Origin of the sequence: Alloscardovia theropitheci (assembly GCF_004332295.1) — a bacterium.
Taxonomy (GTDB): Bacteria; Actinomycetota; Actinomycetes; order Actinomycetales; family Bifidobacteriaceae; genus Alloscardovia; species Alloscardovia theropitheci.
In genome coordinates, this window is sequence record NZ_RXLP01000004.1 from 151,547 (window position 1) to 178,119 (window position 26,573).

General features: G+C 42.3%; 25 protein-coding genes and 1 other RNA gene. 3 read left to right on the forward strand and 23 right to left on the reverse strand.

The features are described 5' to 3' along the window. Positions 1-72: 72 nt before the first annotated feature. Positions 73-720 (reverse strand): ribosome hibernation-promoting factor, HPF/YfiA family, encoded by a 648-nt coding sequence (hpf, locus tag EJ419_RS01730; protein ID WP_131283193.1) that lies wholly within the window; start codon positions 718-720, stop codon positions 73-75. 134 nt (positions 721-854) lie between these two features. Here hpf and rnpB point away from each other — a divergent pair. Next, an RNA gene (gene rnpB / locus EJ419_RS01735) (RNase P RNA component class A) lies at positions 855-1,253 on the forward strand. Between the two features lie 189 nt (positions 1,254-1,442). Here the strand turns inward: rnpB and EJ419_RS01740 are convergent. From EJ419_RS01740 to miaB, 9 genes are all read right to left on the reverse strand, one after another. Beyond that, positions 1,443-2,120, reverse strand: coding sequence for a regulatory protein RecX (locus EJ419_RS01740; protein ID WP_131283194.1), 678 nt, complete (start codon positions 2,118-2,120; stop codon positions 1,443-1,445). Between the two features lie 4 nt (positions 2,121-2,124). Further along, positions 2,125-3,210 carry a recombinase RecA gene (gene recA, locus EJ419_RS01745; protein ID WP_131283195.1) on the reverse strand — a complete coding sequence of 362 codons (1,086 nt, stop codon included), beginning with the start codon at positions 3,208-3,210 and terminating at the stop codon, positions 2,125-2,127. A gap of 156 nt (positions 3,211-3,366) precedes the next feature. Beyond that, a complete protein-coding gene (locus EJ419_RS01750) occupies positions 3,367-3,600 on the reverse strand; it encodes a DUF3046 domain-containing protein (RefSeq protein WP_131283232.1) in 234 nt (77 codons plus the stop codon). A 136-nt stretch (positions 3,601-3,736) separates the two neighbouring features. Beyond that, positions 3,737-4,267, reverse strand: coding sequence for a helix-turn-helix domain-containing protein (locus EJ419_RS01755; protein ID WP_131283196.1), 531 nt, complete (start codon positions 4,265-4,267; stop codon positions 3,737-3,739). 191 nt (positions 4,268-4,458) lie between these two features. Beyond that, positions 4,459-4,995, reverse strand: coding sequence for a CinA family protein (locus EJ419_RS01760; RefSeq protein ID WP_131283197.1), 537 nt, complete (start codon positions 4,993-4,995; stop codon positions 4,459-4,461). Positions 4,996-5,163: 168 nt separating this feature from the next. Further along, entirely contained in the window at positions 5,164-5,826 is a 663-nt protein-coding gene (pgsA, locus tag EJ419_RS01765; RefSeq protein WP_131283198.1) for a CDP-diacylglycerol--glycerol-3-phosphate 3-phosphatidyltransferase, read from the reverse strand. Between the two features lie 52 nt (positions 5,827-5,878). After that, a complete protein-coding gene (locus EJ419_RS01770; protein ID WP_131283199.1) occupies positions 5,879-8,737 on the reverse strand; it encodes an FtsK/SpoIIIE family DNA translocase in 2,859 nt (952 codons plus the stop codon). 251 nt (positions 8,738-8,988) lie between these two features. Continuing rightward, the gene (gene miaA / locus EJ419_RS01775; RefSeq protein WP_131283233.1) at positions 8,989-10,029 is read right to left on the reverse strand and encodes a tRNA (adenosine(37)-N6)-dimethylallyltransferase MiaA; all 1,041 of its coding nucleotides are present in this window, start codon (positions 10,027-10,029) and stop codon (positions 8,989-8,991) included. Positions 10,030-10,048: 19 nt separating this feature from the next. Further along, entirely contained in the window at positions 10,049-11,452 is a 1,404-nt protein-coding gene (gene miaB, locus EJ419_RS01780) for a tRNA (N6-isopentenyl adenosine(37)-C2)-methylthiotransferase MiaB (RefSeq protein WP_240680301.1), read from the reverse strand. Between the two features lie 201 nt (positions 11,453-11,653). Here miaB and EJ419_RS01785 point away from each other — a divergent pair, with 201 nt between their 5' ends. Further along, complete coding sequence (locus tag EJ419_RS01785) at positions 11,654-12,400, forward strand: GTP pyrophosphokinase (protein WP_131283201.1); 747 nt, start codon at positions 11,654-11,656, stop codon at positions 12,398-12,400. A 33-nt stretch (positions 12,401-12,433) separates the two neighbouring features. After that, the gene (locus tag EJ419_RS01790) at positions 12,434-13,198 is read left to right on the forward strand and encodes a Bax inhibitor-1/YccA family protein (RefSeq protein ID WP_205668800.1); all 765 of its coding nucleotides are present in this window, start codon (positions 12,434-12,436) and stop codon (positions 13,196-13,198) included. Between the two features lie 64 nt (positions 13,199-13,262). Here the strand turns inward: EJ419_RS01790 and EJ419_RS01795 are convergent, their stop codons facing one another. From EJ419_RS01795 to guaA, 13 genes are all read right to left on the reverse strand, one after another. Next, entirely contained in the window at positions 13,263-15,686 is a 2,424-nt protein-coding gene (locus EJ419_RS01795; RefSeq protein ID WP_131283203.1) for an HAD-IC family P-type ATPase, read from the reverse strand. Positions 15,687-15,716: 30 nt separating this feature from the next. Next, positions 15,717-16,289, reverse strand: coding sequence for a type 1 periplasmic-binding domain-containing protein (locus EJ419_RS01800; protein ID WP_131283204.1), 573 nt, complete (start codon positions 16,287-16,289; stop codon positions 15,717-15,719). A 44-nt stretch (positions 16,290-16,333) separates the two neighbouring features. After that, on the reverse strand, positions 16,334-17,863 hold the full coding sequence (locus tag EJ419_RS01805) for an ABC transporter permease/substrate-binding protein (protein ID WP_131283205.1): 1,530 nt from the start codon (positions 17,861-17,863) through the stop codon (positions 16,334-16,336). After that, positions 17,863-18,588, reverse strand: a complete 726-nt coding sequence (locus tag EJ419_RS01810; RefSeq protein ID WP_131283206.1) for an ATP-binding cassette domain-containing protein — start codon at positions 18,586-18,588, stop codon at positions 17,863-17,865. Before EJ419_RS01810 ends, EJ419_RS01805 begins: the two co-directional genes overlap by 1 nt. Beyond that, a complete protein-coding gene (locus EJ419_RS01815; protein WP_165496193.1) occupies positions 18,581-19,033 on the reverse strand; it encodes a MarR family winged helix-turn-helix transcriptional regulator in 453 nt (150 codons plus the stop codon). Before EJ419_RS01815 ends, EJ419_RS01810 begins: the two co-directional genes overlap by 8 nt. Before the next feature lie 137 nt (positions 19,034-19,170). Beyond that, complete coding sequence (locus EJ419_RS01820; protein WP_131283208.1) at positions 19,171-19,794, reverse strand: sugar O-acetyltransferase; 624 nt, start codon at positions 19,792-19,794, stop codon at positions 19,171-19,173. A 59-nt stretch (positions 19,795-19,853) separates the two neighbouring features. Next, positions 19,854-21,221, reverse strand: coding sequence for a branched-chain amino acid transport system II carrier protein (gene brnQ, locus EJ419_RS01825; protein ID WP_240680298.1), 1,368 nt, complete (start codon positions 21,219-21,221; stop codon positions 19,854-19,856). Between the two features lie 296 nt (positions 21,222-21,517). Then, a complete protein-coding gene (locus EJ419_RS01830; protein ID WP_131283209.1) occupies positions 21,518-21,946 on the reverse strand; it encodes a hypothetical protein in 429 nt (142 codons plus the stop codon). Positions 21,947-22,043: 97 nt separating this feature from the next. Further along, positions 22,044-22,283 carry a hypothetical protein gene (locus EJ419_RS01835; RefSeq protein ID WP_131283210.1) on the reverse strand — a complete coding sequence of 80 codons (240 nt, stop codon included), beginning with the start codon at positions 22,281-22,283 and terminating at the stop codon, positions 22,044-22,046. A 181-nt stretch (positions 22,284-22,464) separates the two neighbouring features. After that, the gene (locus tag EJ419_RS01840) at positions 22,465-23,235 is read right to left on the reverse strand and encodes a hypothetical protein (protein ID WP_205668801.1); all 771 of its coding nucleotides are present in this window, start codon (positions 23,233-23,235) and stop codon (positions 22,465-22,467) included. Between the two features lie 37 nt (positions 23,236-23,272). Then, complete coding sequence (locus tag EJ419_RS01845) at positions 23,273-23,848, reverse strand: hypothetical protein (protein WP_131283211.1); 576 nt, start codon at positions 23,846-23,848, stop codon at positions 23,273-23,275. Further along, complete coding sequence (locus EJ419_RS01850) at positions 23,838-24,371, reverse strand: hypothetical protein (RefSeq protein ID WP_131283212.1); 534 nt, start codon at positions 24,369-24,371, stop codon at positions 23,838-23,840. The genes EJ419_RS01845 and EJ419_RS01850 overlap by 11 nt, the downstream gene beginning before the upstream one ends. Positions 24,372-24,958: 587 nt before the next feature. Beyond that, complete coding sequence (gene guaA / locus EJ419_RS01855) at positions 24,959-26,521, reverse strand: glutamine-hydrolyzing GMP synthase (protein WP_131283213.1); 1,563 nt, start codon at positions 26,519-26,521, stop codon at positions 24,959-24,961. Positions 26,522-26,573: the final 52 nt, after the last annotated feature.

Genomic DNA, 26,573 nt, shown 5'->3' on the forward strand with positions numbered 1-26,573 from the left:
CGCCTATGTTCAGCGTTAAACACAAAAATGAGGGGATACTCATGGAGAGTATCCCCACTTTTTGACTATCAGTTACAGATTTTTAGCGCGCTCAATTTCGAATACGCCATAACTCCAACCGTGACGACGGTATACAACCGATGGTCGATTCGTCTCACTATTAACGAACAGGAAGAAATCATGACCAATTAATTCCATTTCATACAATGCTTCATCAATGGTCATTGGCTCCGCGATATGTAGCTTACGACGAATAACAATTGGTGAGTCGCCAACCTGAACCTCAACAGATTCGCCCGGCTCAAGGTCACCAGCAACCGCTTGAGAAGCTGTCTGAGGAACATATTCTTCCTCTTCGTGCACTTCTGGTTCAGCCTCTCCCAAATCTACAGGCTGAATTGATTCATAACCACGACGATGATCCTTACGGCGATCTCGTGTACGACGCAAACGCAAAGTCAGCTTATCGAGAGCCAAATCTAATGCACTCAAATCATCAATGCTAGAAGCTTCAGCACGAACCACTGTACTTCCAGCAATAACGGTGAGTTCCACACGCATCGCAGTATCAGCCAATCGAGGATTTCCCTCATGAGAAAGAACCACCTGAATACGCTGAGTATCTGGTGCGATAGCAGTAACTCGATTCATTTTGCTTTCTACCACGTCACGGAACTTCTGCTTGATTTGTGTATGACGACCAGTTACCACGATTTCCATGGCGACCTCCTTAAAATGAACCGCTAGACGTTAACTTCCTTGCTAACGTACTTAAATTTTAACTCATAAAACTGAAAAATGCATTGCATTTCGCTGTGGATTTACTGAAAAAACCGTGGTAGCATTGAAGTTTGTGAGACCTTTGGGTGGCCGCGGTTTTATTTTATAATTCTGAGGAACTTCCGGGCTCCGTAGAGCACGATGGCGGATAACGTCCGCCCAGGGTAACCTGAGAGATAGCGCAACAGAGAATAGACCGCTCCATAATGCTTTGGATTTTGGAGTAAGGGTGAAACGGCGGTGTAAGAGACCACCGGATTGTTGGTAACATCAATCGCATGGCAAGCCTCATCGGGAGCAAGGTCAAGTAGAATACATTGAAGCTGCTCGCTTAAGTATTCGGGTAGACTGCTAGAGCTTAATGGCAACATTAAGTCGAGATGGATGGTCACCCCTAGCGCATATATGCTTTTGCCTATATGACTGCTATCAAGCCGCTAGGACAGAACCCGGGGTATATAAGGTCTCACTTTATTTATCTTTAGTCTTTAATATTTAGCGTCGTATGCTATTAGATTATCGTGCTGCATCACACTTATGATTTTCTCCGTTTAGCGATACTAGGCACGCATATCATATTATTATTATCGATTTGAGTAGCTGATTATCACATGCACGCGTACTACGTGTATGCATGTGCTGAAAGTTTTACTCTGAAAATCTTAGCCCTCATCAAATTCTTCGGCAGTAAAAACATCATATTGCGCTTGCTTAATCAAATCAGACGAATGTCCTTTACGACCAGCTGCAGACCATAAGCGCCTTAGCCGTACCTGTTTATCAAGCCCACGGGTGCGACGTGCTACATATTCCACAAGAGCGTATGCCGATTCTATGAAAGCTCCATCTTCTCTAGCATCGTCAACAGCTTTGCGTGCGATATGTGTCTCCACACCTTTACGTCTCAGCTCTTGGTATGTACCAATCTCCCCCATGCGCCGAGAAAGACAGTATCGCACAGCACTCTTTGCGTATGCCTCGTCATCAAGTATTCCTAGTGCAAGGAGCCTATTAATAACAACGTCTATGACATCATCATTAAAATCTTTTGTCTGTAGCCTCTCGCGAAGAGCTCCAGATGAACGCGCTGATGCATCTAAGAGACGTAAAGCAGACTCTTGACAGCGATTCTCCTCATCGCTACGGCGAAGTGAACCTTGTATACTATCAGGCGATGATATTGCTTCTTTTAATACATTTACGTCGCCGCTTGTATCTTCTACGTCTGTCGGATGGACAAGCTCATTAGTATGTCGATGAGCTTGCCCAATATCATTACTTGTCTCGTCAATAATAGGCAAAGGTCGATTTCGCAAGAAATCGTCAGCAGATATGACCATTCATCTATGCTTCCTGAACGGAATCATCTGTTGTTAATTGCGTTTCTTGTCCCTCACCGTCAACTGGTTTCGGGATAAGACCATATTCCATTTTGACACGGTTTTCGATTTCCTTCGTAAGCTGCGGATTATCAATCAAGAATTGGCGTACCTTTTCACGACCTTGGCCAAGTTGATCACCATCATAGGTAAACCATGATCCAGACTTCTTAACTACACCTACTTGAAGTCCCATATCAATAACAGAGCCTTCTCGTGACACTCCTTCACCATAGAGAATGTCAAATTCAGCTGACTTAAATGGTGGAGCCATTTTGTTCTTGACTACTTTAACGCGAGTACGATTTCCAACCGCCTCATCGCCATTTTTCAATGTTTGTACGCGTCTGATATCCATGCGTACTGATGCATAAAACTTCAGCGCTTTACCACCTGTGGTTGTCTCAGGATTACCAAAGAAGACGCCAATCTTCTCACGAAGCTGGTTAATGAAGATAGCCGTTGTATTTGCCTGGTTGAGCGCACCAGTCATTTTGCGTAATGCCTGACTCATCAAGCGCGCTTGCAAGCCGACATGACTGTCGCCCATTTCACCTTCAATTTCTGCCTTTGGAACCAAAGCAGCTACCGAGTCGATGACGATAATGTCAAGAGCACCAGAACGAATAAGCATATCCGCAATTTCTAGAGCTTGTTCACCATTATCTGGCTGAGAAACGATAAGTGAATCAGTATCCACGCCCAGATGTCGCGCATATTCCGGATCCAACGCATGCTCTGCATCAATAAAAGCTGCAACTCCGCCCTTGCGCTGAGCACTTGCCACAGCTTGTAATGCAATAGTTGTCTTACCAGAAGACTCAGGTCCATAAATTTCTACGATACGACCGCGTGGCAATCCACCAATTCCAAGAGCCATATCAAGTGCCAATGAACCGGTAGGAATGACTTCAACATTTTCAATCGGCTTATCACCCAATCGCATTGCTGAGCCTTTGCCAAAATTCTTTTCCACCTGTGCCAAAGCAGTATCCAGTGCCTCTTGGCGCCTATCTTTTGTAGTGGCTGCATCTTTCTTTGCAGTTGCCATAACTACTCCTTAAATATGAAGAATAGCTTCACAGTAGCTCAATACTGCTGAGGTATTCAAGCTTTAAAAATGTTGTTTACTAATGTGAATAACTATATCACCACAATCGAACATTTGTTCGAATACGCGCCGATATTCTAAAAAGTACGAATATACTTATTGAGCTGGCATAGGCGGTGCATTATGATCACTTCCCCAACGTTGCGGATCTGGAATATCCATCTGATCACACAGCACATTCCACACAACCCGTGGTTCAATACCTTGAGATAAAGCTTCTTCTACGGTTTTATTATCCAACTTATCGAGCGCTTGATCGTGCGCAAGAGAACGTCCATAGCTTCGACCAAAAACCTCATCTAATAATTGCCAAAATTCGCGCTCTCGCATAGACATAAGAAAACCTCACTCACAATAGGACTTCCCCTATCATAGAGTGAGGTATATTCTAAAATGTTTTATACGCTACAAGCAATTATCCCAAAAGACATATCCTTATGAGTAATTGCCTTGGATTACATTGCATTTAGCGCATTCCCGCTTCTTCATATTCTCGAACTCGTTCGGAAACCATAATAAGCATTTCTGAAAGCTTCACATCAAGCGCATCAGTAATAGAAGCTAAGAGCTCTGAGCTTGCTTCCTTTTGTCCACGCTCTACTTCAGACAGATACCCCAAAGAGACACCCGCTTTTTGGCTAACCTCTCGTAAGGTCTTATGATCTCGTGTCCTGAGCGAACGAAGTACATTACCTTGCACCTTACGCAAAGAGAAGGTATCGGCATCCATCGATTCACGCCTGCTTGTCTTATTCTCTGTCTTAATTTGTATATCCTCGATTTCGGAATTCACCCACATCCTATTACGTGCAGCTTCACGTTCATTCTTCTCAGCACGAGCTTTCTGAGCACGCATTACCTGCTGCTGTGCAAATGCAACTGCACGAAGCTGAGCAGGAGTGAGATTACGCATCATCGCCTGCTTGCTTGCAGCTCGCTTCATCTCTTCTACTGTTGGTGTCTTCTGTTCATGGGTTTGTACAGCTGTAGAAATCATCTTGCCTCTTTTCTGTAATTACTTGAGTCAACATCACTCAACTTCTGTTTATTCCCAATTTCTTTAAATGTGATACAGCCCACATTTACTGTCGTATAAAAAAACATCAGAAGATCTTAATGCGCTTTTACAGAGCTATATATCAATGTGAGAATCTTATTGGCTATTACTTCGTTATTAAAATCGATTTATTAGTTTTCTGTGCACATATCAAGAGCAAGCTCAATTGCTGCGCAGACGGACTTATACCTAATTAATTCTCTGTCTCCTGTAAAAAGATACCTACGAGATAAAACCTCTCCACGTGTTACAGCACAGCCTATGTAAACAGTTCCAGCTGGAATATTTCCGTCAGGGCCAGGACCCGCCACACCTGTTGTAGATAGAGCAATGCCATCACATGCAAAGAGCTCAAGTGCACCAGTTGCCATATGTTCAGCCGTGTAAGAATTAACCGGTCCATGAGCATCTAACCACGTCGAATCCACCCCAAGAATGCTAGCTTTGGTATCAACCGCATACGTATTTATGCTACCTCTATACGTCGCTGATGCTCCCGGAATTCTTACAAAAGCATCTGCAAGAAGACCACCTGTAAGAGACTCGGCACAACAAATTTTCCTATTCATCGTGCTGCATACTTCAAGCAAGCGTCGAGAAAGTTCATCCTGCTTACTTAACAGAGAACTTCGGCTTTGTTCGTCATCCGAAGCATTAAATTGATCCATGATTCCACTTTTCATAAATATTCTCGAGCAATTTTATTCTGACAAATACCGAGCTTTTTTGGGCAGTCTTTCGAATGCCGAGGATGAAGCAGATTTATTGAGCATTCTTGAAGACTATATGTTTCATCTCACCCTATAGATTCTTCACATGAAGATTCGGCAGAAGAATTATTCCTTATCTTCCACAGAATTAGATGTTTTAGAAGAAGATACTCCCGAAGTAGGCGCATTAGCAAATGTATTAATGAGATATTCCCCACCCGAGTATAGGCAGAAGAAAAGCGCTAGAAGAATAATAAAGACAGAAATTCCGGCATAAATAGTCCATCCACGAGAGGTAGTTCCTCCTGTGAATGTCCATATTGGCAAAAGAATCATTCCTATACCGATGCACTGAGTAAGCGTCTTCAACTTTCCAGTATTAGAAGCAGCAATAACTTTCCCACCCGTATCAATGACAAAGAAACGCATTACAGTAATACCAATCTCGCGCACTAGGAACAAGATAGTAACAATCCACCATACTTCATTATTAATAGACAGAACAATCAATGCACCGCAAATAAGCAATTTATCTGCTATCGGATCCATCAATTTACCTAGTTCAGTAACTTGATTGTATTTTCGCGCCAAGTAACCATCTAATTTATCGGTAGAAGCAGCAACGATAAAGAGTACCGCCGCAATCCATCGATACGTGACATTTGCAGTCCCCGCATACCCCGCATTTGCTGCAAAATACAAGAATGCAACCATCATAATGATGCGAATATATGTCACAATATTCGGAGCGCTATTCCATCCATCAAATAAAGATTTTTTATCTGTCATATCTTTGTCCTTATCGCCTTTACATTTCTTAATATTACAGGCACAGACATATCTAGTACATATTGCCGTCAGCTTGGTCTGACTCAGCTATGCTAGAATCACATTCACCTTGAGCACTAGGAATACTGGAAGCATCTCCCCTGATAAAAGCTAAAACATCATTGAGCTGACTTGGCTGGACTAAAACTTCTCGCGCTTTAGACCCCTCAGAAGGTCCAACGACTCCACGAGATTCCAGTAAGTCCATCAGACGGCCAGCTTTAGCAAAACCAATTCGTAATTTACGCTGAAGCATTGATGTTGATCCAAATTGCGCACCGACTACTAACTCTGCAGCTTGAAGCAGTTCGTCCATATCATCGCCAATTTCCGCATCAATTGCTTGCTTTGTATCCTGCTGAGCAGCCATTTGCTCTATATCTTGACGATATTGAGGCTTACGCTGAGTCTTTACAAAATCAACCGCAGCTCGAATTTCAGATTCCGAAACCCACGCTCCTTGGACACGGATAGGCTTTGGCTTGCCCATTGGCAAGAACAAAGCATCGCCCTGTCCGATAAGAGCTTCAGCACCGACAGAATCCAAAATAACTCGGGAATCTGTGGCAGAGGACGTAGCGAAAGCTAATCGTGATGGAACGTTTGACTTAATCAAACCGGTAACAACGTCAACTGATGGACGCTGGGTAGCAAGAACAAGATGAATTCCAGCTGCACGAGCAAGCTGCGTAATGCGCTGAATAGAACTTTCGACATCGTTCTTAGCAACCATCATCAAATCTGCCATCTCATCGACAACCACGAGCAGATAAGGATATGGAGCGACTTTGCGGTTCGAGCCAGCAGGAGCATGGACTTTTCCAGCCCGCACAGCTTCGTTAAAATCCTTCACATGACGGAATCCAAAGAATTGCAGATCGTCGTACCTCGCATCCATTTCCTTAACAACCCATTCCAATGCCTGAGCCGCGCGTTTAGGGTCTGTAATAATCGGTGTTAAAAGATGTGGAATACCAGCGTATGCAGTTAATTCCACACGCTTTGGATCCACCATAATCATACGAACTTGCTCAGGTGTAGCTCGCATAACAATAGACGTGAGCATCGAATTAATGAAACTAGACTTACCCGAACCAGTTGCACCAGCTACAAGCAAATGAGGCATAGCTGTAAGATTTGCAGTTACGAAGTTTCCTTCCACATCTTTTCCTAGACCAACTGTCATTGGATTAGGATCATTCATGGCTTGAGAGGATCGTAAAACATCACCGAGATGGACGATTTCGCGATCTATATTCGGGATTTCAATACCGATAGCGCTCTTGCCAGGAATTGGAGAAAGAATACGTACATCAGAGCTAGCAACTGCGTATGCGATATTCCTTTGTAGATTTGTAACTTTTTCTACCTTAACGCCTGGGCCGAGTTCAACTTCGTACTGAGTTACTGAAGGACCTCGCAAGAATCCAACAACATCCGCATCGACGCCAAATTCTTGGAAAGTCGCTCGAAGTGCTTGAATAACTCTCTCATTTGCTTCAGTTCGTACAGCATGAGGTTTACCTTTAACAAGAACGTCAAGACTTGGCTTGTGATACTGAGCAATATCATTATCCGCTAAAGAATTATCTTCGTCGTTTTCATTAGCTCCATCAGCGTTTTGAATATTCTCAGGATTCTGCGAATCGCCTGAGTCAGCGGTTTTGCCACTTATATCGTGCGTACCGCTCGCATTTTCAGACGTGTCGTTATAAGAATCTGCATTCCCCTGATGTGAAAGAGCTGAGGTTGAAGCAATTTCCTCTGCACCAACCAATGGCATCGCGATAGTCGCATCTTCCGAGGAATCTTGAGAAGCACGTGAATCGTATGTATCTGAAGGATTATTTCGGACATTATTATGCAATGCGGTTGTTCGACCAACATCAGGAGTTTGCTGGCTCATCTCATTGCCATAGATAGGAGTAGCACTCGTAGACTGGCGATGTGACATGGTATCGTCTTGCACTCGAACAGCATTCTGGAAGGCATTATCGCCTTCGTATTCATCAAGTGATGTGTCTGTCTCCTGATGACGAATTCGATTGAAAATTTTCTTCCACCACGGCAAACTCTGATGATCTTCGCTATCCGTTCCATCATGAGCAGGAACACCGTCAGCGAATACCAAAGAATCATTGGGTCCGACGCCTTCTCCAGCATCTTCGTTTTCACGACCAGCTTGATTAAGACCCAAAAGTCGCGGAATTTCAGCAATATGAATTTGTGTAATCATTAATACTGCAAAAATCGCGATAAAAACAAATATAACCACGGCAAACGGTGTTGATAATCCCCATGCTAAAGGCGAACCAACAGCATGCCCTAGCAACCCGCCGGCACTACGAATCGTTGCCCAGTCAAAACGTTTCATACTTGATGCTCGGAATATATCAGCGATTGAGCATATAGTCCATACCAAAAGAACCCAACCTGATACGACTCGCGTATTCTCGGATTCTAGATTCGAATTACGTATCAGTCTAAAAGCAACGAAGAGCAACACGACTGGCAATATCACACTCATTATTCCAAACATGCCAGCTGCAATCATATGCAAAAATTGCCCGAGGACACCATCCACACGGAACCATTCGGAAGCAATCAGCAAAATACTCATAATGATAAGTAAGAAGCACCACGCGTCAAGACGAGAATCACTATCTTCACTACTGGAGCCAAAAATATCACGGATAAGCTGAGCAAATACACGTGGAATGAATAAGAGTGCTTTTACCCACCAAGCTTCTGGCTCACGGTACTCTTGAGCATCACGCTGCGTATCTTTCTTACGCGGTGACGCCGTTGCTGATGCTGAGCGAGTCGTTTTACCGTCTCGCGGACTTTTTGATGATGAAGTTGGTCGTGCCATAACGATATATAGATTAGCGAAAAACAAAGACGGCGGCGTTAATATTTCCTTTTCTAACACCACTGCTACACATTGCCTAATTACGTGGTTATGCACGGGTGCTGTATGCAGAGCCGAGAACGGAATCTCATTTTCTTTAATCGGTGCCGAGATATGTATCTCAAGATTGTATACACAATTTTATGTCACAAAATGTTACCTAGCTATATCCGTATGTGCCCCAATTGTCCCTATTGCGTTGGGACATCATCTCATACATTTCCTAGGTGATGTTGAATATAGCTATCAATCTGAGTATCATGTGCATCAAATTCACCCGCATCAGCTCGTCGTACTACATCCATAGCATTTTCAACTAAAGAATCTGACGTAGCATCTAGCCAATGCACGCGCGGATCTCGGCCGAACCATCCCATCTGTTTTCGAGCAAGCCGTTTAGTCTTTTGCGAGATATCTGCGTAGGCTTCATCCGCAGTCATCTGCCCATCAAGAACTGAAAGGATCTGAGAGTACCCAAGAGCGCGTTCGGCAGTGACTGATAACTTTCCGCGTAAAGCTCTGACCTCATTTTCGAAACCCTGCTGCCTCATAAGTTGAGTGCGTTTGTCAATCTTTGCATCCAATACTTCACGATCTAAGTCCAAGCCAATTTGCACCGTCGGGATAACATATGAATATCTTGGAAGACTCGCAGAAAAAGGTCGGCCAGTTAGTTCTATTACTTCCAATGCGCGGATAGTTCGTCTAATATTTCGTTCATCCATACGTTGCGCAGCTTGCGGATCTTTCTCTTGAAGCTCTGCAAACAAAGCATGCGGCCCAATGCGTTCTGCACGCTCTTCTACTCTCTTTCGAATCGTTTCATCCGTACCTGGGAAAGTTATATCATCGATAGCGGCTCTAGCATATAAACCTGAACCGCCCACGAGAATTGGACGTGCTCCTCGACTATAAATATCGAAAATCGCGCGACGTGCTAATACCTGAAATTTTGCTACCGACATCTCATCACTTGGCTCAATAATATCTATCAAATGATGACGTACCTGAGATTGCTCATCAGAACTTGCTTTTGCCGTACCTATATCCATATGTTTATACATTTGATACGCATCAGCATTAACGATTTCACAGGCTTGTCCTGTCGCCTCTTCGAGTTTTTTCGCTAAGTTAATAGCGAGCGCGGTTTTGCCAGATGCGGTCGGACCGATAATCGAGATAGTTTTTACACGCTCTTTATCAGCATATAGTTCGGTGAGATAATCGGCAGAACTATCAATAGCCTGTATCATCTCTTCGTCTTCTGACATTTTAATGTCGGACATCGTATACGTCTCCTTGTTCGGGACGAGGATCGCAAATGAGATAGTGAGCAGCCGTATCCGTTACTGTGCATGTTACAAAATCACCAACACGTGGTTTTTCATATCCCTGTGGCACACTTACGTGAACTAAATTTCCGCCTTGATCACGTCCTGAGACTCTCTGAGTTTTATTATCTTTAAACCCCTTAGCTTCAGTAATCATTATTTCAACGTTCTTACCTCTTTGTTCCGCCATGATTTGCGTTGAAATTTCTTCTTGTAAAGCATGCAAACGTTCAAAGCGATCATGAGCAACTTCAGACGGTACTTGTTCCATTGTCGCGGCAGGAGTTCCTGGTCGTGGTGAGTATTCGAAAATAAATGCTGACGTGAAGCGAGCGCGACGCACTGCGTCCATGGTTGCTTGGAAATCTTCTTCTGTTTCTCCTGGGAAGCCAACGATGATATCAGTGGTGATTTGCGCATGTGGCATTGCCGCTCGAACGTTATCAAGTATGGCCATGAATTTTTCGATACGATAGCTTCGTCGCATAGCTCGAAGAATTTTGTCTGAGCCTGATTGCAGTGGCATATGTAATTGCGGCATAACGTTTGGCGTCTGTGCCATTGCATCAATCACGTCATCCGTAAAAGCAGCTGGATGAGGTGATGTGAAGCGTACACGCTCAAGTCCTTCAATCTGCCCGCAGGCACGAAGTAACTTACTAAACGCATAACGATCCCCGGTGGAATATCCATAGGAGTTAACATTTTGACCGAGCAATGTTACTTCTTTAATTCCCCTTGAGACGCATGATTCGATTTCTGCAAGCACATCACCTGGCCGTCTATCACGTTCTTTTCCGCGAACTGCTGGCACTATGCAGAATGTACATGTGTTATTACATCCCACTGATATCGAGACCCATGCACTTACTTGTGATGAGCGTACGGTAGGTAGCTCACTTGGGAATTGACTTAGTTCGGTAGCAACTTCTACTTGCGAATGTTGAGTTTTCTGTGCTTCTTTAAGCAATGTGGTCAAAGAACCGATATTCTTTGTGCCAAATACCGCATCAACCCAAGGGGCCTTTTCCGTAATACGCTTACGATCTTTTTGCGCCATACAACCGCCTACAGCAATTTGCATGTGTGGACGTTCCCGTTTGAGTTGTGCGTATTGGCCTAAAGTTCCGTACATACGTGATGTGGCATTCTCGCGAACGGCACATGTATTTAGAACAATGAGATCTACATCATGAGCATCAATTTGCTCTTGAGTAGCTTTGATGTAGCCTTCATCCTCAAGCACTCCTGCTATACGTTCAGAATCGTGCGCATTCATCTGGCAGCCTAGCGTATGCACGTAGTACACAGGAGAAGACGGTAACTGTGCGTGAGCATCATGCATTTGAGAATTCTCAAAAATACCCTCATTCATCATAGAATGAGCATTCTGCGGCTTCACGCTTTCTAATACCACGTCGCCAAGTCTTTCCTGAGCAGTCATCATCTCTTCATTCATAACTACTGATATTAGCGTAAAACGTTTCTTCATTTGGTGCCACGAGTGTTCTATACTGAACTATTAAGGAAATAAATGAGGTGGGAAATGATACTCGATCGACAAAATCCGTTAAGTCTTGCCGATATTACACAGGCGATTGCTGCGCTTTCTGAGTCTTTGCCTGAGTTTGAGACACCGCAAGATATAGAGGATATTACGAAATTTGGCCGCGATTTCGAGGCTTTAATGCAAGGTTATCGTGGCGCGATGCAAGAGATTAGCACAAAACTTGAGATTTTAGATGATGAGTATCAGACGAAGTATAGTCATAATCCTATTCATCATATTGAGCGCCGTTTAAAATCTGTCCGTTCAATTGCTGGAAAGCTGCTTGCACACGATTTGCCGCTGGACATCGATAGTATCGAAAATAATATTTTTGATATCGCTGGTATTCGAGTGATGTGTAATTATATTGACGATGTTTATGCTATTGCGAGTATGCTCAGCCGTCAAAGCGATATTCGTATTCTCGAGGTTAAGGATTATATTAAGCATCCTAAGGAATCTGGATATCGTAGTTTGCACGTAATTTATAGTATTCCGGTATTTCTAACAACCGGCGCTAAAGATATTCCTGTAGAAGTTCAATTCCGCACTATTTCTATGGATTATTGGGCAAGCTTGGAACATCGTTTGCGCTATAAAAGCGAGAATAATCCAGAGCGGGTTGCCAAGCATGCGCAAACTCTTCAAAATGCTGCTCGTGAACTCTATGACATTGACGTATCTTTACAAAACGTCCATCGCGATTTAGTTTCCGCTCCGCGCGAAGACCACATTAGCGACTAGAATGCATTGTAATTGTTTATGAAAAGAGGACAAATGACCGATTATAATTTCAACTCTTCATCAGATACTCAGCCAACCGGCCAGATGCCGTATCAGCAACCATATGTTGATGTTGCTTCCACAGTCGAACAGGAACGCGCCCAACAAATTTCTGTTGCGCGCACATACGGCGAGATGACTATTGGTTTACTTGTGACAGCCGCTGTTGCATATCTAAGTTATGCAACAGGTTTGTTCTATAACTTCATCGTTGCTACAGGACGCATCGGTTTTATCGGATTGATTATTGTGCAGCTCGGCGTTGTATTCTTCTTATCCGCCCGCGCATTAAAGATGAATCCTGCTACTGCACGAGTTGCTTTCTACGCATATGCTGCACTTATGGGCTTTACGCTAAGTACAATTTTTGCAGTTTATTCATTAGGTAATATTATTTTAGCGCTGGCTTTTACTGCCGGATTCTTCTTCGCACTGACAATGTTCGCTCTGACTACAAAAATGGACTTACTTAAGTTAGGTCCTATCTTGACTGTCGCGCTTATTGTTTTGATTGTTGCTGAAGTCATTATGATGTTTATGAATGTCGGAACAAGCACAATGGTTCTTTCAGCAATCTCTTTGATCATCTTTGCTGGTTTTACTGCTTATGATGCGCAAGTGGCACGCGCATTGTTTGCTCAATACGGCAACGATACAGTCATGATTAAGCGAATTTCAATTATATGCGCTTTGAATCTATATCTTGACTTTATTAACTTCTTCTTGTCTCTTTTGCAGATTCTCGGCAATCGCGACTAATTAATTGCAATTTACAAAAAGGTGAGGTTCTTACATTAGAACCTCACCTTTTTATTTGCAAATTTTATTCCACATTATCGTTCAGGAAAATTCTATCAACGATAAATCGCACTGCAGCCCATACAATTATTGAACATGCTGCAAGACACAACGTCACATAAATGCTATTGCCCGTTGGGATATGTAGCTGGAAGAAATTCGCCACAACTGGGATAAATGCTCCCGCAATTCCTGCGACAGCAAAGAAAGCCACTAACCATCCTCGCCAAGAATTCAATGGTCGGGAAATCCAGGCCAGCATAACGATACCCAATACAAAGAGCACAGCTACATTAATAGTACGAAGCTCTGTAAGATGTTCGGAAACATCCGACCAGCCCAATATCATCGGAACACACAGTGTAGATGCTAGAACGCTTATACCAGTTGCCAAACCTGCAGGAACAGCTACGTGGATAACACGTTTTAAGAATCCAGGAATATAGCGTCTCGTATTTGGAGCAAGAGCAAGCAAGAATGCCGGAGTTCCGATCGTAAACCAACCGATATATGTCATATGTCGTGGGAGGTATGGGAAATTAAGGCCAAGAAGAACGACACCAAGCGAGATAATTGCCGAGTACGTTGTTTTTACAAGGAACAAACTTGCCACACGTTCCATATTTGCCATAACTTGACGCCCTCTAGCTACAACATCTGGAAGATGAGAGAACAGTGAATCAACAAGTACGACCTGCGCCACTGCTTTCGTAGCTGGTGCAGCATTGCCCATAGCAATACCAAGGTCAGCTTCTTTCAGAGCTAGCGCATCGTTAACCCCATCTCCTGTCATAGCAACAGTATGACCTTGCGAATGGAGAGCTTGGACGATGAGCTTTTTTTGAGCTGGAAGCACTCGCCCAACGACATCAATTTCTTCCAATACTTCTGCCACCTTTTCTGGTGTCTGTGGAAGATCTCGCGCATCCATATAACGAGGCATATCTTCTCCGGTCAATTTGACCTTATGCGCGATAGCGGCAACTGTTCGTGGATTATCACCAGAGATAACTCTTGCGCGAACGCCTTGTTCTCTAAACCATGATAGTGTAGCCTGCGCATCTGAGCGAACCGATTCGGAGCATACGATAATTGCTTGTGGAATAGCTGATGCATCTATCGTCTCATCGTCGGCTGGAGAAATTTTCCCTGGCATACTCATCGCTAGGACAAGAACTCGAGCTCCTGTTAATGCATGCTCTTGTACATTATTCATTAAGGGGGTCGTATCTACTGATAATGCTGATGCGACAATTTCAGGAGCCCCAAAAATCCAACGCTGCCCATTGACAAGATCTACCGAACTCCACTTTCGTGCAGACGAGAACGGTATGCGCGACACGACTTCAGCAATAGATTCCTCGCCCCATTGAGCCGATAGCGCATTTTGGACTGCTTGTGCCGTAGGATTTGGTGATTCCTCATGAGTTACGTGCCACAACGCACGGCTGATATCATCAGCTGAAACATCAGCACTATCAAGGACAACAATGTCGTCCATAGCGATACCACCATCAGTAAGTGTGCCTGTCTTGTCTAAATTAAGAGCATCTACACGAGCTAATGTTTCTACAGCATTAAGTTCTTGCACTAAGGTATTCTGTCTTGCTAAGCGTAATGCGGCAAGAGCAAAATTCAATGATGTTAAGAGCACAAGTCCTTCTGGAATCAGTCCGACGATTCCAGCAACTGCTTGAACAACAGCTTGACGCCATGCTCCTGTCGCTAGGGCGCTCTCCCACCCTCCCGCAAGGCGAATCTGGGACCAAATGAGCAAAGCACACATCGGAATAACAATGATAATCATAAAACGTAAGATCTTATTGATTCCATCATTTATATCCGAATGGGTGGTTGTATATATCTTTGCTTCTTCGGTAAGCTTGACCGCATAAGACTGTGAACCTACCGCAGTAACTTTTACAAGCGCAGACCCCGACACTACTGTCGAACCAGAATAAACCTCATCCCCCGGTTGCTTTTTTACAGTGCGAGATTCGCCAGTTAGCATTGACTCATCAAGCTCAACTCCGTTATCTTCAATGACTTGTCCATCAGCAGGTACTTGCTCACCTGATTTAATCCACAGCACGTCGTCAAGAACTATGTCGTCATGGTCAACTTCAACATCTATTCCATTACGACGAACTGTATGTTTTGCAGAGATGAGAATGCTTAATTTGTCCAGTGTCAGCTTGGATTTAACTTCTGTAAAAATACCAATTGCAGTATTGATAATAATAACAACGCCAAATACTGCATCTTTCCATTCGCCGGTAATAAGGACAAGTACCATCGCAGCAAGAATAATGCCATTAAATAATGTAAAAACATTAGAGCGAATGATATCAGCAATCGAGCGTGACGTTTTTGTTTGACTAATGTTGACTTGCGAGCGCGCTATGCGTTCTTGTACCTCGCTGTCGGTTAAACCTATGATATTATTCATTTTCCTACTTGCTGGTAATGCTGTGATATTTTATAAGAGTTCGGTATGCATGACTGTATCATGCGGTCTATCTTCTACTACTGTCATAATGACATCATACGCACTGTGCGAATCTTTTGAAGCTCGCTCATTTATATTCCAGTATGCAGCGTAATACAGCGAACTAACAGGAATATCTGAGATATCGCTGCCACGTGTTGCTGCAATGATGACAGGTATGGCTTTTTCACGTGCAGTATATAATGCCTTATCCCAATCGCGTGAATTTGATAGTGCATCTTGAGGAATGACTATGACGCGAGTATACGACTTTAAAGCATTATAAATTTGTGCTATTTGCTCATCTTCACGTTGTGCGGCTCGATAGTATACAGATAAGCCTGCTTCATGTATGGTGTGAGCGATGCGTAATGTATGTTTTCCGTTATCTTTTAGAGATGCGATAACGTCTACTTTGACTTCACTTGGATCGCCATCATCATCTCGTGGATAGTATTGGCCAGCTGTGCGCAGTGTGTAGCTATGACCGATTGCAGTATGCGTTGGTCTATCACACGCGCCAAGGCTTAGACCTGCGGTGATGAGCACGAATAAGGCGACCATACTTGTGCATAGTCGCCTGTTCAATACTCGTAATACCATATGGTTTATTTTAGCAAATGTTCTTTCCTAAGGTAATTGCGTGCAACTGTTGCTGCGGACATACCTTTAACATTGACATCATAATTCATCTGGGACATCTGTGCTTCGGAGATCTTACCTGCAAGTTTATTGAGAATACCCTTTAATTCAGGATATTGCTTCAATGTTTCCTCACGTAAGACCGGCGCTCCCTGATATGGCGGGAAAAGATGTTTATCATCCTGCAGAATCTTCAAATCATATTCAGCGATTTGGCTATCAGTCGAGTATCCATCAACAATTTGGACATCACCATTGTTAATAGCCTGATAGCGCAGTGATGGTTCCATAGTAGCCACGTTGAGATGTAAGCCGTATACACTCGTTAGTCCTTTGCCGCCATCTTCACGGTCATTAAACTCCAATGTAAACCCAGCCCGTGCACTATCTTGCACCTTAGCTAAATCAGAAATCGTTTCTAATCCATTTTCCTTAGCGTAATCGTTCTTAACAGTAATTGCATACGTATTTTGATACTTCATCGGTTCGAGCATAACAATATGGTCTTGTTTAAGTAAACCATCGCGAGCCTGTTCATATACCGTTCGAGAATCAGTGCTTGTTGCAGGAGGATTCTTCAGCAATGACGATGTTACAGTTCCAGTAAATTCAGGATAAATATCCACTTTTCCGGATTTAAGTGCATTGTATACAAATGTCGTTTTACCAAAATTAGGTTTAACTTCTACAGAAATATCGCTATTTGCTTCAATAAGATCTTTATACATATTCATGAGAATTTCTGGCTCAGAACCTAATTTTCCTGCAATCACAAGATGCTTACTGCCTTGAGTTTGCATATTATTTACCACAGCCGGAGCAGCATAAGAAGCACTCAAGCCGAGCACAATTACTAGGAAGGAAATGAAAATATTACGTGCTTTGAATTTGCTCATCCAGTTAATTCCGTAATGAGCGATAATTGCTAGAATTGCGGAAGAAAGCGCACCGATAAGAATAAGAGCTGTATTATTGCGATCAATTCCAAGTAGAATAAACGATCCGAGACCGCCAGCACCGATTAATGCAGCAAGAGTTGCAGTACCAATAATCATTACTGCAGATAAGCGTACACCCGCCATAATAACTGGCATAGCCAAAGCAATACGATATGTTTTGAGCTTTTCCCACTCATTCATACCGAATGCTTCGCCTGCTTCTTCAAGCTGTGGATCGATTTGATTGAGACCCGTCAATGTATTTTGCAAAATTGGGAATATCGCATAAATTACCAATGCTGTCACAGCTGGCACTGTACCAATTCCCATAATTGGGATGAACAAACCTAATAATGCGAGAGAAGGAATTGTCTGGAATATAGCTGCTATCTGTACAGCAATATCGGACGTGCGCTTCCATCTTTGAAGAAGAAAAGCAAGAGGTAGCGCTATCGCTATAGACACAATAAGCGCCAACAAAGAGATTTGAATATGCTGACCAAGAGCAATCAGCCAATCCATACGGCGATCAAGAAAAGTTGTAATAATATCGCTCATTATGCTTCCTCATTCTCAAATAGTTCGTGCACGAATGACGTTGCAGAATGATTAACTACTTCGTCGGGCGTACCAATTTGATCAATATTGCCGTTATGAACGATGCATAACCTATCGGCAAGTTTAATTGCTTCTCGCATATCATGCGTAACAAACACAATGGTTATATTAAATTCATTGTGCAAGTCAATGACAAGGTCTTGCAATTGCGTACGGCTAAGCGGATCCAGAGCTGAGAATGGCTCATCCATCAAGATAACTTGAGGACGTGTCAGAAGAGCTCTTAAGATGCCCACTCGTTGCGCCTCACCACCTGACAATTCACTCGGCATACGATACGCATACTCTTTATGCGGCAGTCCTACACGATCAAGTAATTCATCTGTGTCAGCGATGATACGTTTATCATCCCACTTCTTCATTTTTGCGATAAGCGCTACATTTTGACCTACCGTAAGGTTTGGAAACAAGCTACCCGTTTGAAGTACGTAGCCAACGTTTAGTCGTAATTGACGAAGATTCGTTTCTGACACATTCATTCCGTTGACTTCAACTATTCCAGATGTAGGAATTTCAAGACCGTTCATCATTTTGAGCATGGTCGTTTTACCAGAACCTGATGGGCCGACAAGGACAAACAATTCCCCATCATGAACAGTAAAGTTAGCATCTTTAAGAACAGTTTTTCCATCAAATTCTTTAGATACGTGTGAAAAGTTAATCATTATCAGCCTTTCTCAAATTTTCAACTATGCGCTTAAGGTATCGTTCGAATTGATCGCGCTCGCTATCAGTAAAACCTTGATAAAAAATTTCTCCTACCGCTGCACTGATTTCTTCGCCTAACTTACGCTGACTAGCGCCAAGCTCTGTAACTTTATAGAACTTTTTACGTTTATCTTGAGAACAATCTTCTGTTTCTACTAGACCATTTCGTTCTAAACGTTCGAGCATAACCGATAAAGTATTTTTAGCTAATCCAGTTGCAATAGATAAATCAGTCGTGGTCATACAATCGTTATGCCATAAAAACCACATAACTTTACTCTGTTCGCTTGTAAAAAGACTTTCGCCTCTTTCCTCGAATTTACGAGCATATACCCTCGAATTAAGTGAACGAATATTCGCCATATCTAGAGTAGGACGACTGTAATCTATATTTTTTTCCATAGTAACTTTCGTGATTTTAGTTCTATATAGAACGGTTCTATATAGAACTATACATCTGAGCATAGAAAAAGCACGCGGAAAAGTTCTACCCTTCCCACGTGCTGTTTCTTGTTAAATTTAATCACCCGATGAATAATCTAGTAATCCATTACATCGAATTTTCGATTTTTAAAATAATAATCACGATCTTCTGAGGTAATCTTACGAATTACATGTGCTGGATTACCAGCCACAATAGTATCTGATTCGATATCTTTTGTCACAACAGATCCGCCGCCAATAACGCAATTATCACCGATATGTACTCCCGGAAGAATAGTAACGCTTCCACCAATCCATACATTATTTCCAATCGTGATAGGCATACCGTATTCATACCCAGAATTACGACTATCAGGATGTACCGGATGACCTGCCGTGTATATCGAGACATTTGGAGCAATCATGACGTTATCACCGATTACTACTGGAGCAACATCAAGAATAGTGAGGTTATAGTTCGCGAAGAAATTCTTTCCTACTGTGATATTAGTACCATAATCACAGTGGAAAGGTGCTTCAATGTACGCACCTTCGCCAGCACTGCCGAAAATACCTCGAACTAATTCAGGGATTCGAGAAGCATTGTCAGGATGAAGATTATTGAATTCCCAAATTTTGCGTTTACATTGCATACGCTCTTGCGCTAAGCCTCCCATATCTGCAATATACGGAAGACCTGCAAGCATACGTTTTTTATGATTAACAGTATTACGATTCATCACTAGTCCTTTACTGCATATTTATCGGGTATCATTGAACAGTTTCTGCCGTATCACAATCAAGCATTAATAGATGCACGAGCAGGAATGCATAGCCCGATAATTGCGCCAATTACTGCAGGAATTACCCATCCCATACCAATGTTTGCAGCTGGGAAAGCGTTATTTACAAATAAGAGCACCTGATGAATTCCGCCGAGTCCTGGAATAAGATCAGTTAAAGTACTCAATAGTGTAATCCCAGCAACAATCATTGTTAATACCATTGCTCCCACAAAAATACTGCGTTTATAAGAGAATACCCGTCCAGTAACAGCGAGAACCGTCAGCACGATTGTGATGGGATAGAGGAATAAAAGAATTGGAACAGAGAAAGTAATAATCGCATCCAGACCTGCATTAGCTATGACAAAAGATATGAATGTAAAGAATACTGCGCACCGCTTATATGTACACACACGTGGGAAGAGTTCTGTAAAAGTCGTACTAATTGATGTAATAAGACCAATAGCAGTTTTAACGCATGCTAGCGAAATAATAATGCCTAGTAAGATGCCACCTGCAACGCCATAATATTGTTCAGCGATAGCAAATAATGCTATTCCTCCATCAGCACTAACCCCAAGAATATTGCCTGATTGAGCGCCAATAAAAGTCAGTACGCCGTAAATAGCTGCCATACATATAACAGCAAGAACACCAGATTTCATGGTCACAAAGGCAGTATCTCTCGAATCTTTAACTCCAAGACTGTGAATAACATCAATCAACACGATACCGAATGCCAATGCAGCCAGCGCATCCATCGTATTATATCCTTCAAGAAAGCCAGTGAAGAAAGGCTGAGATATATACTGCCCACTTGGACGAATCGCACTAACACTTCCCATTGGCTTTACTAGAGCCGTAATGACCAAGATTGCAAGAACGCTTAAGAACAATGGATTAAGAATCTTGCCAACCCAATCAAGGATACGATTTGGGCGCAAACTAAAGAACAAGACGACAGCAAAAAAGACTAAGGAAAATATTGCGAGCGAAAGAGTACGATACGAAGATGGAATCAAAGGAGCTACACCCACTTGGAATGGAACAGTAGCCGTACGTGGAATAGCAAAAAGAGGACCAATCGTCAGATATAATGCAACAGTAAAGAAATAAGCGAAACCTTTACTAACTAAACTTCCCAATTCAAAAAGACTCTTCTTTTCTGAAATAGCATATGCAGCAATGCCAAGAAGAGGCAGCCCCACACCAGTAATACAAAAACCGATGATAGCTTGCCATAGATGCTCCCCAGCCTTCTGCCCCATGCTAATTGGGAAAATAAGATTTCCCGCGCCAAAGAATAAGCCGAAAAGCATGGATGCAACGATAATTGTCTGCTTTGACGTAAGTTTCTTTATCGCCGAATTATTTTCTGTCAACTTCTACCGCCTTATACCACCATCAAGTCGTTCGAAAACATAGTATTGTTACATCACTGAGGATACACGTGTAGCTGTATCAATTTCATGTACATTAATTCATCGATATCTTTACTATCACATTAGGTTTATTTCTATATCATTGCGACTAAAAGTGTTATTACAAAACCTCAATTCTTCCAGAGCATGAGACCGTCAATGACTAAAATACCCTTTCAGATTTAACACATCGCACCGAACAATTCATGATAATCTTTACGCGCAATATTGATGTTCGATTTTAATTATTTCTTTATTTACCCAAATTTTAACGAATACATAGCACCAAAGAATATAAATAAACCATACAATGTAATGCCAGCTAAACCGAGCCCGAGCAACACTATTCCTAGTCCAACCATAACTTTTGCCCACGTATGTCGTTTACTCAATTCGACGAGAAATAGTGATAGTGATACCAAAGTCATCGGGTAAGAAATAAACATAAGTATAAGTACTGTACCCGCCATAAGTAGAGCAACCCTCGAATCAACCGACTTGAAATCAATCACATCAAGTCGCAATAGAATTTCCACATTTACTGACAGCGTGAAGCACAAAAAATTTAGAATATACAAATATTTAAGACGATTCTTACGATGCACGATAATCATCGCCAATAACGTCACCATGAGTACTAGCGGAATCCACAAGCGAAATAGCGCATAATCATTATTTGCGATCACAAGCTTGTCCTCCCCTACTGCGTTCAGCACAATGCATGTACATCATAATGAATCGTTTACATAACAGAAGGTTCTTGACCTCTTCGTACTATGAAAATTATAGCATGTTGTGCTTCTTCATACGTTCCATGAAGATATCATTGACCACTTTAGTCATCATTTCTGTTGCTTCTGCAGAAGGCTCATCCAATTCGAATTGTTGATATAATTCATTGAATTCGCGCTCAATCAAACGGCATGTATTAGTCGTAGCATGATTTCGAATAAAGAATGGAATCTTCTTCATATATTCCGGTTTAACCAATTCGAGAATTTTCTTATCAGCTTGGTCGCTCATAATAAAATGCCTTTCTTATATGTCATATCTTCTTTTGCGAATGCGCGTTTCCATATATGTCTGCACACGTTTATATACGCTTGTCATCGTAACACTTGCATTAACAAATACATACGACGAAGTGGTCTCGAATTTCTTCGGACCACTTCGTATATAAATGTTTTATCTGCAAATTAATATATCAGTTTTCCACTAACTCACGTACTGCATATCCAAATGAATTCGCACGATTGAAACAGATCTTCTGCCAATCCTCAGCGAGTTCTAAATTATCAGTGAGGAAGAAATCCGGATCCATATAGCGAATGAGAATATGCTCTGAGTTTGGAAGATCGTATCCATTACCTTGACTAAAGTCAATGCCATGGCCAGTATTACGCGTCACAATAGCTTCTAACAGAGGAACGGTTAGTGAATTAGCTGGAACCTTAATATCCGGGAAGTCAAAGAATCCACCTTTTTCCTTCGTATATACGAGCAATGTCCCCAGTGGCATGCACTTTACACGGCGAATATCGCTGATACTTACTCGATGTTTTTTGCCACTAATGACACCATTTTCAAGACGAATATCTTTCTCACCCAAGGTAAATCCAAGTGTGACATTGAGACTATCTATATTGGTAGGAAAATTATTCGTCAATTTATAAGCAGCAAATGCTGTCAGAAGGCTCTTAGTTTCTTTAATATTATGCTGCCCCTCATGAGCTTTGACATCAGTGTCGATATTGGCAAGCTCCTGACCATCCATGCCGCGAAAAATTAAATTGTATGCAACATTCGAATCTAGATAGCGGATTTGAGCAACATCACGCACATCTGAAAAGTTGACAGCAAAATTCTTCTTACCATCATTAGTTACGTATGTGAAGCCTTCTGGATGAATAGTTAAGACATATTTACCATTATCTGAGAATGTGAGATTCCCAAAAACATCCATAACAGTTTTCATTTTTAGCCTTCCCTTTTAGACCAAATATTTAAAAATCTTACAGCTCCTCGTTATGAATGAGGACACTCATATATGAATTCTTTTTAGCAAAAAGTCCTGTTTCCTTATATCCCCATGCTACAGCTGAGCAAGCTAAGCGATCTGCTTTGCGCTTTTTAACACCACGTGTGGTAATGACGATGCCCATAGGATAAAGCTCGGCGCTCAAATGGTAATACAGCTCATCAGCCTGCCCTTTATTGACGAGCTTCGTGAGATATTCAGGATTTGTGCCCCACCAGTCGGCTGGATCAAAGTCTATGCCATTCATTTCCATTTCCCCTGCGCTTAAAGAGCGAGCACATATCTCACGAATTTGTTCGAGAGTTTCTTCGGGAATTACACCATCAGTAATAGAGTAGGCATAATAAGCGCATGCAGTGCCATCTTCTTCTAGTTCCTTAAGCAGATACGCTTGGGAAACCCCACGCTTACTATACTTCTTCCATTTTTTTGCAACTTTGGAGAGTTCTTTGCCATTATATCGTTGAGAATCCCCCGTTTCGAGAGCCTTTGTTAGCTCATCAAGATCGACATCGACCTTTTCCCAATTATCAATGAAATTAATCTGCATATTTTTCTCCTTGTGTGGAAATTTGTAGCGAGTTCACATTTGATTGATCTTGTAAACTAGCTTTCGGAAACTCTTGATACCCCTGTTTCGTTTCATTATCGAAAACGAGAACTGAGTCTTGTCCAAATTCAATATGTACCCGAACCTCATAAGGACCTGTTTTACTGCGATAACCCACTTCATCACGATCTATAATGGTAAAGCTGACAATATAATCGCCTTCCGGAAGAATGAGTGCCGGATTTAGTAATTTCCCATTAAACATATATGGGACGTCACGCCTAACTCCATGCTCATCTTCAGAAAAGACAGCTATATCTTCAAATCTGCCTAAGCCACTATGCACTTGCAGAAAAAGCTGCGGGGTCTGTGCATCGTTGCGCACTTGTTGTACAAGCTTAGTAACGCGATTCTTACGATATCTTTTAATAAAAAGAATAATAATATTAATGTAAAACGCGATGCCAAGAATAACAATAATAACCCATGGATATTCATTTATGAAATGAATTATGTGCTCCATTGCTACCCCTCTCGCTGTACACAAATACAATTATACGTCATACCCACGTCAGGTGAATAATGGAAGTGTACGTTAAGATTAAGAACTCATTACCGATTAAAAGACCCGCAAGAATCCACTTCTTTCTTATAGAAACATTGGGAAAATCATAATGGAAATAGTAAGGTGCAACAGTTAGAAGAGGAAATACTGCGATTATCATTGCTATGTATATTGAGAAAGAACGACCAAGAAAGGGTACGCTAACTAACCATGCTCCCCACGTAGGAACAGCTAATTTACTAACAGTAAAAAGAATACACAAACAATGCAAGAAAAACAGATAGACAATATATAGAATTCTCCTTTTCATTGTTCTCCTTCGGGCATTCCCTATTAGAATTCTTCATTATGGACAAAAGTAGCTTATCTATTCAGATATTGTCGCCATCAATTATATCTCACGAGAAGTGATTCTATATGTGGAGCAGCCTCTGATGAATTGGCATACTACGCAGCTAAAGCTCAGCCATTACGAAATGACCTTCCACCTCAATGGTGAAAGGTCATAAACAATTCAGCGAATAGCAACACTATGCTTATTGCTATTACTCCCACTCAATAGTCGCTGGCGGCTTCGAAGTAACATCCAAAACCACTCGGTTAATTTCGCGGCATTCATTGGTGATGCGTGTAGAGATTTTCGCTAAGACGTCGTAAGGCACTCGTGACCAATCAGCAGTCATCGCGTCTTCGGAAGACACGGGACGAAGAACAATTGGCGAGCCATACGTACGCTCATCACCTTGAACACCTACAGAATGAACATCCGCAAGCAATACAACTGGGCACTGCCAGATATCGCGATCGAGACCAGCGTTAGAGAGTTCTTCACGGGCAATTGCATCTGCTTCACGCAAAACTGCCAAACGCTCGCGAGTAATCTCACCAACGATACGGATAGCAAGACCAGGACCTGGGAATGGCTGACGCCATACCATTTCCTCTGGCAGTCCTAATTCCGTACCTACTGCACGCACTTCATCTTTGAATAAAGTACGAAGTGGCTCAATAAGCGAGAACTGCAAATCATCAGGCAACCCACCCACGTTGTGATGGCTCTTAATATTTGCTGCGCCATCACCGCCACCAGATTCAACTACATCTGGGTAAAGCGTTCCCTGTACAAGGTACTTAATTTCAGCACCCTTATCAGCAGCTTCGGCAACGATTTGACGTGTAGCTTTTTCAAAAGTACGAATGAACTTTTCGCCGATAATTTTGCGCTTACGTTCAGGTTCAGATACACCTTCAAGAGCGCTTAAGAAATCGTCAGAAGCATCCACTGTAACTAATTTAATGCCTGTAGCTTCAACGAAGTCATGCTTAACCTGCTCAACTTCACCTTTTCGCAGCAAGCCATGATCAACGAATACGCAGGTTAATTGATCGCCAATTGCTTTATGCACGAGAGCCGCAGCAACAGCTGAATCTACACCACCGGATAGGCCACAGATAACCTGAGCATCACCAACTTCCTCTCGAATTTTAGCAACTTGATCTTCGATAATAGATGACGAATCCCATGAATTTGGAAGTCCTGCTTCTTTATGCAAGAAGTTCTCAATAATATCTTGTCCAAGTGGCGTGTGTTTTACCTCTGGATGCCATTGCACACCAAACAATCCGCGTTCTTTATTTGCCATTGCAGCAACGGGTGCGCCTTCAGTATGTGCGAGAACTTTAAAACCTTCAGGAGCATCATTAACAGCAACGCCGTGACTCATCCATGTAGTCTGTTCAGCAGGAGAGCCAGTTAAGATACTTTCAGCATCGTCTATATATGCTTCAGTCTTTCCATACTCTCCCAACGCTGCTTTATCAACTACACCGCCAAGCTGATGAGCCATTACTTGGAAGCCGTAACAAATACCCAAAATTGGAATATCAAGTTCAAAAATTGCAGGATCAAGAAGCGGAGCACCCTCTACATAAACGGATGAAGGCCCTCCCGACAGGATAATTGCCTGAGGATCTTTTTCTTTTATTTGCTCTGCGGTTATAGAATGCGGAACGATTTCGGAATAGACATGAGCTTCACGCACACGACGAGCAATAAGCTGAGCATACTGAGCACCGAAATCGACGACAAGTACTGGACCGTTGGCCATTATGCCTCCAGGAAATCGAGGTTTATACCATATAAATAGATAATTTATTATG